Below are 11,424 nucleotides of genomic sequence, written 5' to 3'. Positions count from 1 at the left end.
CGTCGCCGATGGCCAGGCCGGTGAACGCGGCCAGCGCGCGGCTCACTCCACGCCACCGAACTTGAGGTGCAGCCGGAACCGGTCCGGGTCGAGCAGGCTCTCCGTGTGCTCCACGAAAACACCGTTGCGGTCCCGGCACAGCCGACGGGCGCGCAGGAAGCGCTCCCCCGGCGTGCGGCCGAGGACAGCCGCCTCCACCTCGGTGATCCGCCCCAACTCGACCCACTCCTCCCCCTGTTCGGGCACCAGCCCCTCGGCGCGCAGCACGTCGTACAGCGATCCGTCCAGACCGGACTCCGGCAGCTTGCGCAGCCGGTCGCCGGCCGCCACCCTGGTGCACTCGAACGAGATCGCCGGCCCGTCGACGATGGTCCGGACCCGGTCGACGGCGACGAACTCGTCGTCGTCGAGACGGAACCGCTCGGCCATCTCCTTGTCGGTGACCAGTTCCAGCCGGATGACCGCGACCGTGGTGTGCACGCCCTGCTCGGCCAGCGCCCGCGTCCAGCCGATCCGGTCGTCCAGCGGGCGGCCGTCGAACGTGACGAACGAGCCCTTGCCGGAGTGGGTGGCGATCAGGCCGCGGCTGCCCAGCTCGGCCAGCGCCTGCCGGATCGTGTTGCGGCTGACCGCGAACCGGCTGGCCAGCACGTGCTCGCCGGGCAGCCGGGCGCCGCGCGGCAGCCGGCCGCGGCGGATGTCCCGGGCCAGTTGGTCGGCGATCTGCTCGTACTTCAGGCGCAGCACGTCAGCACCTCGTCCAGCGTCTTGACCTCGATGTGCGGGCTGTAGCCGCGGGCGATGTCCAGCGCACGCTCGTGCGCCTCGTCGTTCATGCCCGCGCAGGCGTCCGCCACGATCCAGGTCACCATGCCCGCGTCCGCCGCGGCCAACGCCGTCGACAGCACGCAGCAGTCCGTCGCCACACCGGCCAACACCAACACGTCGACGTCGCCGACGCGCTTGGCCAGCGCCGGTCCCCATTTGCCGAAGGTAGTTTCGTCCACTGTGGAGCCTTGGAAGCCGCCGGCCAGCTGGTAGAGCTCGGCGTCCGGCGGCTGCAGCGCGAACGGCCAGCGCTCGTAGTACAGCCGCCACGCGCCGATCGGCTCCTCCGGCGCGACGAACCGCGTGAACGTGACGTCCTGGAACGCCGCCACCAGCTTGTGGACCGGGGCCACGATGTCCGCGAAACCGGGGGTGAACCACAGGCTCTGCGGGTTCGCGAACACGTTCTGCATGTCGATCACCGCGAGGTGAGCCCTCATACGGTCACCAGCTCCTGGGCGCGAACCCGGGACCGCTGCAACGCCCACGTGGCGACGAACGCGATCACCAGCGCCGCCAGCACGCCCAGGTTCGCCGCCGCCCACGCCCCGTCACGGCCGCCGAGACCGAGCGGGCCGAGCAGGTATCCCTGCCAGGACAGCCACTCCGCGTACGTGTTCGTGACCAGGCCCCAGCCGACCACTGTGGACACCACGATGATGCCGACCGCGAGCCAGCGCACGCTGCCGTAGCGGCCGTTCGGGTCGTACAGGTCGGGCTCGGCGTAACCGTTGCGGCGGGAGGCGATGTCCGCCAGCATCACGCCGCACCAGGCCGCGATCGGCGTGCCCAGTGTGATCAGGAAGCCCTGGAACGGGCCGAGGAAGTCGTCGGCGAAGAAGGCCACGTAGATCGTGCCGAGAACGATGATCGTGCCGTCGATCAGCGCGGCCACGAACCGCGGCGTCTTCAGGCCGGCCGCCAGCAGCGCCAGGCCCGAGGAGTAGATGTTCAGCACCGCGCCGCCGACCAGGCCGAGCACGGCGACGATGACGAACGGCACCAGGTACCAGGTGGGCAGCACGCTGGCCAGCGCGCCGATCGGGTCGGCGGCGATGGCCTTGTTCAGGTCCGGCGACGACCCCGCCAGCAGCAGGCCCATCACCAGCAGCACCACCGGGGCCAGCGCCGAGCCGAACGTCGTCCAGCCGATCACCGCCCGGCTGGAGGAACTCCTTGGCAGGTAACGGGAGTAGTCCGCCGCCGCGTTCACCCAGCCCAGGCCGAAGCCCGTCATCAGGAACACCAGCGCACCGACCACGCTGCCTGTCGACCCGGCCGGGATGCTTGCGACCTTCGCCCAGTCGATGTGCGGGATCACGAAGGCGATGAACACCACCGTCAGCACGGCCGTGACGATCGTGATCACGGTCTGCATGCGCATGATCAGGTCGAAGCCCATGACGCCGCCGCCGATCGTCAGCACCGCCACCACCAGCAGCGCGAGGATCTTCACCACCGGGCCGCCACCCCAGCCGAGCTGCGTGAACACCGTCGCCGTGGCCAGCGTGGCCAGCACCGTCAGCACGGTCTCCCAGCCCACCGTCAGCACCCAGGAGATCGCCGTCGCCACCCAGTTGCCGCGGACGCCGAACGCCGCCCGGCTCAGGATCATCGTCGGGGCCGAGCCGCGCTTGCCCGCCACCGCGACGAAGCCGCAGAGCAGGAAGGAGAACACGATGCCCACCACGCCGGCGATCGCCGCCTGCCAGAACGAGATGCCGAAGCCCAGCGTGAACGAGCCGTAGCTCAGCCCCAGCACCGAGACGTTGGCCCCGAACCACGGCCAGAACAGCTGTCTCGGCGTGCCCTTCCGCTCGTCGTCGCCGATCACGTTGATGCCGTTGGCCTCCACCTGGAGGGCGGCCGAGTCCGCACCGGAGGCCATCCGCGACTCCTCTGATCCTGTCCAGACCTGTCCAGTCGCCCGGACCCTACGCCCGCCCACCCCACCCGGCAACACCGCCCCGGACCGCCTGACCCGAGGAACCTTCCCGTTCGACCAGCCGGAACCGGTTGCGACCCGAGACCGGGTCGCAACGGGCGTGATCGGCACGCCAGAAATTCGCCGGCCGACGCAGGCCGGCCCGGCTACCATTGCCCCCGGTCAACGAGGGGGCACACGTGGGCAAGTTGTTCACAGTGGACGGTCGCGAGGTCTGGTCCAAGGCGCAGGGGACCTCGCAGATGTTCTGCGGACAGATCGCGCTGCTGGAGAAGTACGTGATCCAGCAGCCGAGCGGGGTGGTGGACACGGGCTGGGACGAGGTGCGGATCGACCCGCCGGTGCTGCGGGACTTCCTGCTCGCGGCGTTCCATCACCTGCGGGAGGTCAACGGCTCGTGGCACATGCACGCGATGGTGCGCGGCGTGCTCCAGGTGGCGCTGGAGTTGGACGAACGCGCCAGCGGGGAACGGTTGACGCTACCGGACTGGTTCAAGGACATCACCGACGCGCCTCACGTCTGCAACCTGGGCCACTTCGAAGTGGTGGGGAGGGACTGAGCCCTCCCCACCGGGCTCAGGCGGTCAGGCCCCGGCGGACGGCGTCGATGCGCTCGGTGGCCATGCGCTTGCTGACGGCGGCCGAGTGGACCATGGCGGAGCCGTGGAAGGTGCCGGGGTAGTGGTGCAGCTCGGTGGCCACGCCGGCCTGGATGAGGCGGTAGGCGTAGGTGAGCCCCTCGTCGCGCAGCGGGTCGAACTCGCACACGGAGACGTACGCCGGCGGCAGGCCGGTGAGGTCCTCGGCGCGGGCGGGCGCGGCGTAGTGGTCGGCGGGCCGGTCGCCGAGGTAGTACTTCCAGCTGAGGATGGCGTTGGGCCGGTTCCACAGCGGCGTGTCGACGAACGCGGTCATGGACGGCGTCTCCAGCCGGTCGTCGAGCTCGGGGATGCCGAGGTACTGGAACTTGATCGCCGGCCCGCCGCGGTCACGGGCGAGCAGGGCGAGGCCGGCGGCGATTCCGCCGCCGGCGCTGTCCCCGCCGATGCCGATGCGCGCGGTGTCGACGCCGAGTTCGGACGCCTTGGCGGCGGTCCACTCCAGGGCGGCGTAGCAGTCCTCCAGGCCGGCGGGGTACGGGTGCTCGGGCGCGAGCCGGTAGTCGACGGACACGACGACGGCGCCGACCTTGTCGGCGATCTCGAACGAGACCGACGCGTCCTGGTCGAGATCGCCGATGGCGAAGCCGCCGCCGTGGATGGAGACGTAGGCGGCCCGCGGGGCGGGCACGGAGGTCGGCGTGTAGACCCGCACCCGCACATCGGGGGCGCCGACCGGGCCGGGGATGAGCATCTCCTCGACCGTGACCGGGTTCTCCGGCTCGTACGTGGGGAAGTGCTCACGCATCGACGCCATCCGGGCCCGCGTGGCCTGGACGTCGTCGAAGCCCACACCCTGGGGCAGCATCGTCAGCCACGGCAACAGTTCGGGATCGAAGGCGTAAGTCATGACACCTAGCGTGCCGCTCCCGGCGTGACTTCCCAACCGACAACTGTCGCGGGTTGGCCGCCTCGAACCCGACAACTGGCTGGCACGGTCGGCGTTTGTCCGTCGGGACCCGTCGCCGCCGGTCACGCGGGTAATGTCGACGGCATGAGGGGCCTGCTGCTTCGCCTGTCCGCGCTGGATTCCGACGCGGCCAGCGCGGTGCGGGTGATCAGCTTCTTCGACGTCCTGGTCGCCCAGCACGTCGGACTGGAGCGGCTGGTGGCCAGCACGGCGCAGCTGGCGGAGTGCCCAGCCGGCCTGAGCGTGCCGGAAACGGGCGTGTGGCTGCGGATGGACGCCAACGGCACGTCGCTGGCGGCGGCCCCGCCGCCGGCCCTGAGCCGTGAGGTGGACGGCGGCCGGGTCTGGCTGGAGCGCGGCGGCGATCCGCTGCCGCTGGACGAGATCGTGCTGGAGCGGTTCGCGATCGCGGCGGCGGTGCTGCTCGGCGAGACCCGGGCGAAATTGTCCGGTTTGGACGATCCGGCGCTGGTCGAGCTGGCGATCTCGGCCTCCGCCGGGGACGCGGAGCGGTCACGGGCCTTGCACCTGCTGGGTTTCTCCCCGCTGACGCCGATCCGCGTGCTGGCGGTGCTGGACGGCCCGCTGCCCGACCCGCCCGGCCCGCAGGCGGCGATCGGCAGCCTGCACGCGGTTCTCTCGCCCGCGGACGCCACCGTCCCAACCGGACACCCGATCGGCGTCGGCCCGGTGCAGCCGGCGATGCGCGCCCCGCAGTCGTGGCGGGCGGCGACGGTCGCCGCCCGGTTCACCGCGCCGGGCGTGATCGACTCCATCGAGTGGGACGATCTCGGCGCGCTCGGCCCGATCGCCCAGCAGCTCCACACCTCCGACATCCGTGCGATCCCGGACGTGCAGGCGCTGGACCGCCTGGCCGCCGAGCCCGGTGGCCAGGACACGCTGGACGTGCTGACGGCGGTCGTCGCGACGGATTCCGTACGCAAGGCGGCGGCGCTGGTGCACCGCCACCACAGCTCGATCGCGCCCCGGCTGGCCCGCGCGGAGTCGGGGCTGGGCTTCGCCGTGGACACGCCGATCGGCCGGTTCCGGCTGGCGCTGGCACTGTCACTGCGGCGGCTGCGGGACTCCGCCGGCTGACCGTTCTCACCGGTTCGGGGGTACACACGGGCAATCCGGCTGCCCAAAGTGATCAACTTTGGGCTCTTCGGGTTAAGAGCCTTGCCCCTGGCGACGGGTCAGTCCTCACGCTGCGTGTAGTAGCTTTCCCAACACTGTGAGCACTGGGAGAGGGCACGCTGGTGGCTGACACTGCGGATCACGACTATTCGACCGGCGCGGCCGGGATCGTGCCGGCCGACGAGCGCCGGTCGCGCTACCACTTCGTCGCCCTGTGGGTGACGCTCGCCGCCGGATTCACCTACCTGTTCCTGGGCTTCCAGTACCACGACGCGGGTTACTCGCTGCCGCAGGCGATCGCCGCCGGCGCGATCGGCGCCGTGGCCTACTTCCTCTACGCGCTGCCGGCCGCCTACCTGGGCTCCACCACCGGCCAGACGCACGCGCTGCTCACCCGCTCCATCCTCGGCAAGGTCGGCTCCGCCCTGGTCAGCCTGCTGCTGGTGGGCGTCGCCGCCGGCTGGACGGCGTTCGCGTTCAACCTGCTGGCCACCCTGTTCGACGGCCTCTACGGCTGGGGTCACGTCGTCGTGGTCAGCGTGGTCCTGGCGGTGCTCGGCATCGCCAACAACCTGTTCGGCTTCAAGGGAATCGCCGCCTTCGCCCGCTGGGTCGCCGCGCCGCTGATGATCGTCTGGGTGCTCTACCTGGTGGTCAAGGGCATCGGCACGATGCCGGACGACGCCCTGTCGGCGCAGCCGAAACCGACCGCGGAGCTGCCGTTCCTGACCGGCGTCGGGGTCGCCATCGGCTCCGTGATGTGGGGCAACGAGCCCGACACCTGGCGCTACGGCAGGCCGAAGTTCCTCTGGCCCGCGCCGGCGTTCGGCATCGCCTTCGCCGTGGGGCTGGTGCTGTTCGTGGCCGGCGGCTGGATGATGGCGCAGCTGTCCGGGGCCGGCCAGTACGACTTCGGCCCCGCCTTCCACTACACCGTCGAGTACTCCCTGTTCGGCGCGCTGTGGCTGGGCGGCATCGTGGCCACGGTGCTGATCGTCGCGATCAACGACGGCAACTACTACGAGATGATCAACGGCGGCCAGAACGTGCTCGGCGCCGTCCCGGGCTGGAAGCGCTGGCACACCTGCCTGCTGATGGCCGTCATCGCCGCCGTGTTCACCTGGCAGTTCCCGGACGTGCAGGACGGCTTCTACAAGGTCGCCAGCTGGTCGTCGATCGCGCTGCCGAGCATGACCGTGGTGATGTGCGTGGACCAGTTCCTGCTGCGCAGGCGCCGGGTGGACGAGGTGCCGACGTGGCGCGAGTCGGCGCTGGCCAACTGGCCCGGCCTGGTGGCCGTGGTGCTGGCGGTGGCGTTCGGGGCCTGGGGTCTCGGCCTGCTGCCCGGCCAGGACGCCGCGCCGAGCGCCGGCATCGTGCCGGTCGAGACCTGGCTGCTGGCCGGGTTGATCTACGCTGCACTGGCCGCCGCCGTCGCCGGGACGCCGAATGCCGCGGCCGTGCTGGGTTTCAGCCGGCGGCTCCGACAGCCTACTGAGGGAGCACGCAGCGATGACCGCTTCGGCACGCGAACTGCTGGAGAACGCTAGGAAGGACCTGGCGCCGGGCGAGCACGAGAACCGTCTGGTGCCGCTGATCGCCGACGGCAAGGCCTCGCGGAAAGCGCTCGCCGCGCTGGCCGCCGAGCAGCACCGGATCATCGTCAGCGACTGGCGCAGCTTCCTCGTGCTGGCCTCGCGCTGCGCCGACCCGGCCGCCGGGGCGTTCTTCTCCGGGCTGGCCGCCGGCGAGGGGCTGGCGCTGGACAACCTGCGCAAGTTCGCCGTCGCCGCGGGCCTGGACGAGCAGGCCCTGCGCGACTACAAGCCGCTGGCCGGCTGCCAGGCGTACCCGTCGTACCTGGCGTGGCTGGCGCTGAACGGCGAGCCGACCGACGTCACGCTGGCCGTGGTGGCGAACTTCGCGGCGTGGGGCAACTACTGCAAGGCGGTCGCCGCCGGGCTGCGGCAGCACTACGGCTTCGACGACGACGGCTGCTCGTTCTTCGACTTCTTCGCCGCGCCCGCGCCCGACGGCGACGAGCCGGCGATCGCCATCGTGCAGGCCGGGCTGGACGCCGGGCGCGGCACCGAGGCCGCGTTCGAGTACGGCCGGCTGATCCAGAGCTACGAGCTGATGTTCTGGAACACGCTGGCCGAGCTGGCCTGACCGCGCACCCGAAGAGGCCGAAGATCCATCCGACGCCCCCGGCCCGCCGCCGGGGGCGTTACGCTCAGCCCTGTCCAGAAATGCATTCATCATCTATGGATACGCCTGGGGGACAGGGCCGATGGACCACCAGAACTACGTAGAGGCCGTGCTGAGCGGCATCGGCACGGATCCGGACAGGGTCGCCGTGCACCAGCCCGACGGCAGCACGATCACCGCCGCCGGGCTCACCGACCTCATCCACCGCTACGCCCACGCGCTGCGCGACCGGGGCATCCGCCGCGGCTCCACCGTGTCGATCATGTCCGGCAACCGGGCCGAGGTGCTGGCCGCCCGCTACGCCACCAACCTGCTCGGCGCCCGCGTCGTCTCGCTGTACGAGGGCATGGCCGTCGACACCCTCGCCGTGATCGCCGCGGACGTCGAGACCGACGTGCTCATCACCGACGCCGCCCACGCCGCCGGCGGGGCGCGCATCGCCGAGCGGGCCCCGATCAAGCACGTCCTGACGTTCGCGGACCTGACCGGCCCGACCACGCCCATCGCGCCGGAACCCGTGGCCGCCAACGACATCTTCTGCATTCGGCACACCGGCGGCACCACCGGCCACCCCAAGGGCATCATGCTGCCCTACGGTCCGTACACCGAGCGGCTGGTCGACCCGAAGCGGCCCCGCCTGCCCGGCGTGATGCTGGTCTGCAGCACGCTCGCCCACCTGGCCGGCATGATGGCCGACGGTGTGCTCACGGCCGGCGGCAGCATGGTCATCCACGCCGGCTACGACCCGGCCAGGGCCCTCGACGCCATCGAGAAGCACCGTGTGAACATCGTGTGGCTGCTGCCCGCGCTGCTCTACCAGCTCACCGACGAGCAGCGCCGCCGGCCACGCGACACCTCCAGCCTGCGCGCCGTCATCTACGGCGGCGCCTCGTCGTCTCCGGTCAAGGTGGCCGAGGCCGTCGAGACCTTCGGGCCCGTGTTCACGCAGTTCTACGCCCAGACCGAGGCCGGCGCGGTCAGCGCGCTCGGGCCGCAGGAGCACACGCGGCCCGAACTGCTGGGCACCGTCGGCAAGGTGCTGCCCGGCGTCGAGATCCGCATCGTCGACGCCGACGGCCGGGACGTGCCGCCCGGCGGCAGCGGCGAGATCGTCAAACGCTCCAGCGGCGACTCCCGCGGCTACCTCAACAACCCCGAGCTGACCGCCCAGGTCTGGCGGGACGGCTGGGTGCACACCGGCGACGTCGGCTTCCTCGACGCCGACGGCTACCTGCACGTCACCGACCGACTCAAGGACATGATCATCGTCGTCGGCGGGCACGTGTACCCGGCCGAGGTCGAATCGGTCCTGCTCACCCACCCGTCCATCGCCGCCGCGGCCGTCTTCGGCGTGCGGGACTCCGACGGCACCGAGCACGTCCACGCCGCCCTGGTGCCGCGGTCCGAACTCGACCTGGAGACGGTGCGCGCGCACGTCACCGAGCACATGGGCCGGCAGTACGCGCCGTCCGCGATCACTGTGGTGGACGCGATCCCGCTCACCGACGCCGGCAAGCCCGACAAGAAGCTGTTGCGCAGCCGGGTCGGCTAGGTCAGGGCTGCTGCTCGGGGGTCAGCTCGGTCGGCCTCTTCAGGTCGCCGACCTGACCCTTGCTCAGCAGGTCCAGGAACAGGTCGACGACGTCCGGGTCGAACTGGGTGCCGCGGCCCTGGCGCAGCTGCTCGGCGGCGGCCTCGACGCTCAGCGCCGGCTGGTAGGGCCGGTCGACGAGCATGGCGGCCCAGGAGTCGCAGATGGCCAGCACGCGGGCCTCGACCCGGATGCCGTTGCCGACCAGCCGCGAGGGGTAGCCGTTGCCGTCGTAGCGCTCGTGGTGCTGGCGGATGATGTCGGCGACGACGCCGAAGCCGGGCACCATGCGGGCCAGCCGGTAGCCGTACTCGGGGTGCTGCCGGACCAGCCGCCACTCGTCCTCGGTGAGGGCGGTGGGCTTGGTCAGCACGGCCTCCGGGATGACGATCTTGCCGATGTCGTGCAGCCGCCCGGCGAGCTCGGCGTTGCGGGCGGTGGCCTCGTCCTGGCCGAGCGCGGTCGCCAGGGTGTGCGCCCAGCGGCTGATGGCCAGGCTGTGGTCGTGCGCGTGCAGCAGGGCGTCGACCTCGTCGGCGACGTGGCTGAGGTAGTCGATCATCGCCGTGTGGTCGGTGACGACGGCGGTGTTGGTCGCGGCCGCCTCGCCGACGACCACCCGGTCCCGGCCCCGCGCCTTGGCCACGTAGAGCGCGCGGTCGGCGGTGGCGACGAGCTCGTTGGGACTGTCGCCGTGCAACGGGAAGCAGGCGGCGCCGACGGACACGGTCACGGCGATCCACGTGTCCTCGGACAGCGCGACCGGGCTGCTGGCGACCCGCATCCGCAGCCGCTCGGCGATGGTGGCCAGCTCGCTCAGGCTGGCCTCGGGCACCAGCAGCGCGAACTCCTCGCCGCCGTACCGGGCCAGCACGTCCCCGCCGCGGGCCGCGCCGCGCAGCCGGGCGGCGATCTCGATCAGCGCCTGGTCGCCGGCGGGGTGCCCGTAGTGGTCGTTGATCGACTTGAAGTGGTCGACGTCCACGATGAACACGGCGAGCGAGCTGCCGGCCCGCCGCGCCCGTGCCACCTCGATCGGCAGCTGGGCCTCGAAGAACCGTCGGGTGTGCAGGCCGGTGAGCGCGTCGGTGATGGCCAGCCGCCGCTGGTCGGACACCAGCCCGGCAAGCCGAGCGATCGTCAACCCGAACAGCAGCGCACAGGCCAGCGCGATCACGGGGATGTCTCGCAGGTCGCCGCGGGCGCTCTGGATGTACAGCGTGACCGGGGCGATCAGCGCGGCCCCGCACAGCGCGGCGATGCGGGCGGGGCCGATGCTGGCGTCCCGAACCGGGGACGGATCGGTGAGCCGAGCCATCGTCGGATGCAGCGCGGCCGCGCCCAGCGCGAGGTTCCCGGCCAGCCAGATGGCGTCCAGGAAGTTGCCGGTCACATAGGTTCCGTCAAGCTGCTGTGACACGTACATCGTGTCGGCGGCGACGAACGCCAGCATGTTGAACGTCAACAGGAAGAACGAGGCCGGCCTGCGCCCGCCGCCCAGGATCAGCCGCAGCGCGACGGTCAGCATCAGCAGGTCGAGCACCGGGTACGCGAGCGAGAACGCCTTGACGACCACCGGCGCGTCCAGCCGGGCGTTCGGGGCGATCAGGAACAGCCAGGACAGCATCGCCGCGCCGACCCCGATCACGGCGGCGTCCAGCACGCCGGGCAGGTCACGGCCGGGGGTGCGGCGGCGGATCAGCAGCATCAGGCCGGCGACCACGAGCGGGTAGTGCGCGACGTACAGCGGGTCGGCGACGCCGGGGTACTCCAGGTTGTCGAACGCGTAGTGGGCGACGTAGAAGCTGGTGTCGGCGGCGGCGTAGACGACCTGGCTCAGGCCGAGCAGCAGCCACGGCAGCTGCGGCCGCGGCCGGTGCCGGATCAGGCCGATGATCACCATCACGGCGGCGGAGGCGCTGTCGAGGCAGTAGAGGGTGATTCTGACGCCGGCGCCGGCCCCGTCCGGGGGGACGAGGTAGTAGGCGAGCATCACCAGGGCGCCCGCCGACAGGTAGCCGATCCACAACCGGTCGTTGTCGGTACGCGGACCCCTCGCGCCCATGCAAGCACCCTCTCATCCGGAATTGGCCGACGGATCTGTCACCGTCCCCATCCCGATCACGTACGGCTCAGGATAGGGGAT

At 71.4% G+C, this 11,424-nt stretch carries 10 protein-coding genes; 5 read left to right on the top strand and 5 right to left on the bottom strand.

What is annotated here, in order from left to right:
* Positions 1 to 42 precede the first annotated feature (42 nt).
* The 3 genes from BJ998_RS32375 to BJ998_RS32365 are packed head-to-tail and all read right to left on the bottom strand — an operon-like array spanning position 43 to position 2,716.
* Positions 43 to 747, bottom strand: coding sequence for a GntR family transcriptional regulator (locus BJ998_RS32375; protein ID WP_184867113.1), 705 nt, complete (start codon positions 745 to 747; stop codon positions 43 to 45).
* Entirely contained in the window at positions 735 to 1,268 is a 534-nt protein-coding gene (locus BJ998_RS32370) for a cysteine hydrolase family protein (RefSeq protein ID WP_184867112.1), read from the bottom strand. Before BJ998_RS32370 ends, BJ998_RS32375 begins: the two co-directional genes overlap by 13 nt.
* The gene (locus BJ998_RS32365; protein ID WP_184867111.1) at positions 1,265 to 2,716 is read right to left on the bottom strand and encodes a purine-cytosine permease family protein; all 1,452 of its coding nucleotides are present in this window, start codon (positions 2,714 to 2,716) and stop codon (positions 1,265 to 1,267) included. The genes BJ998_RS32370 and BJ998_RS32365 overlap by 4 nt, the downstream gene beginning before the upstream one ends.
* A 236-nt stretch (positions 2,717 to 2,952) precedes the next feature.
* On the opposite strand from BJ998_RS32365, the gene BJ998_RS32360 reads away from it, so the two are divergent.
* Complete coding sequence (locus tag BJ998_RS32360; protein WP_184867110.1) at positions 2,953 to 3,333, top strand: DUF6086 family protein; 381 nt, start codon at positions 2,953 to 2,955, stop codon at positions 3,331 to 3,333.
* Positions 3,334 to 3,349: 16 nt separating this feature from the next.
* Here BJ998_RS32360 and BJ998_RS32355 read toward each other — a convergent pair whose 3' ends face one another.
* On the bottom strand, positions 3,350 to 4,282 hold the full coding sequence (locus BJ998_RS32355; RefSeq protein ID WP_184867109.1) for an alpha/beta hydrolase: 933 nt from the start codon (positions 4,280 to 4,282) through the stop codon (positions 3,350 to 3,352).
* Positions 4,283 to 4,426: 144 nt separating this feature from the next.
* Here BJ998_RS32355 and BJ998_RS32350 point away from each other — a divergent pair, with 144 nt between their 5' ends.
* The 4 genes from BJ998_RS32350 to BJ998_RS32335 all read left to right on the top strand — a co-directional run bounded on the left by BJ998_RS32350 (position 4,427) and on the right by BJ998_RS32335 (position 9,239).
* On the top strand, positions 4,427 to 5,440 hold the full coding sequence (locus BJ998_RS32350; protein WP_184867108.1) for a helix-turn-helix domain-containing protein: 1,014 nt from the start codon (positions 4,427 to 4,429) through the stop codon (positions 5,438 to 5,440).
* Between the two features lie 161 nt (positions 5,441 to 5,601).
* Positions 5,602 to 7,029, top strand: a complete 1,428-nt coding sequence (locus tag BJ998_RS32345) for a cytosine permease (protein WP_184867107.1) — start codon at positions 5,602 to 5,604, stop codon at positions 7,027 to 7,029.
* Complete coding sequence (locus tag BJ998_RS32340) at positions 6,992 to 7,648, top strand: thiaminase II/PqqC family protein (RefSeq protein WP_184867106.1); 657 nt, start codon at positions 6,992 to 6,994, stop codon at positions 7,646 to 7,648. Before BJ998_RS32345 ends, BJ998_RS32340 begins: the two co-directional genes overlap by 38 nt.
* 121 nt (positions 7,649 to 7,769) lie before the next feature.
* Positions 7,770 to 9,239: an AMP-binding protein gene (locus tag BJ998_RS32335; protein WP_184867105.1), complete on the top strand. Its 1,470-nt coding sequence runs from the start codon at positions 7,770 to 7,772 to the stop codon at positions 9,237 to 9,239.
* A gap of 1 nt (position 9,240) precedes the next feature.
* Here BJ998_RS32335 and BJ998_RS32330 read toward each other — a convergent pair whose 3' ends face one another.
* Complete coding sequence (locus BJ998_RS32330; RefSeq protein ID WP_184867104.1) at positions 9,241 to 11,343, bottom strand: diguanylate cyclase; 2,103 nt, start codon at positions 11,341 to 11,343, stop codon at positions 9,241 to 9,243.
* Positions 11,344 to 11,424 lie beyond the last annotated feature (81 nt).

Origin of the sequence: Kutzneria kofuensis, assembly GCF_014203355.1 — a bacterium.
Classification (GTDB): domain Bacteria; phylum Actinomycetota; class Actinomycetes; order Mycobacteriales; family Pseudonocardiaceae; genus Kutzneria; species Kutzneria kofuensis.
This window is presented reverse-complemented; position numbering and strand designations above follow the sequence as displayed.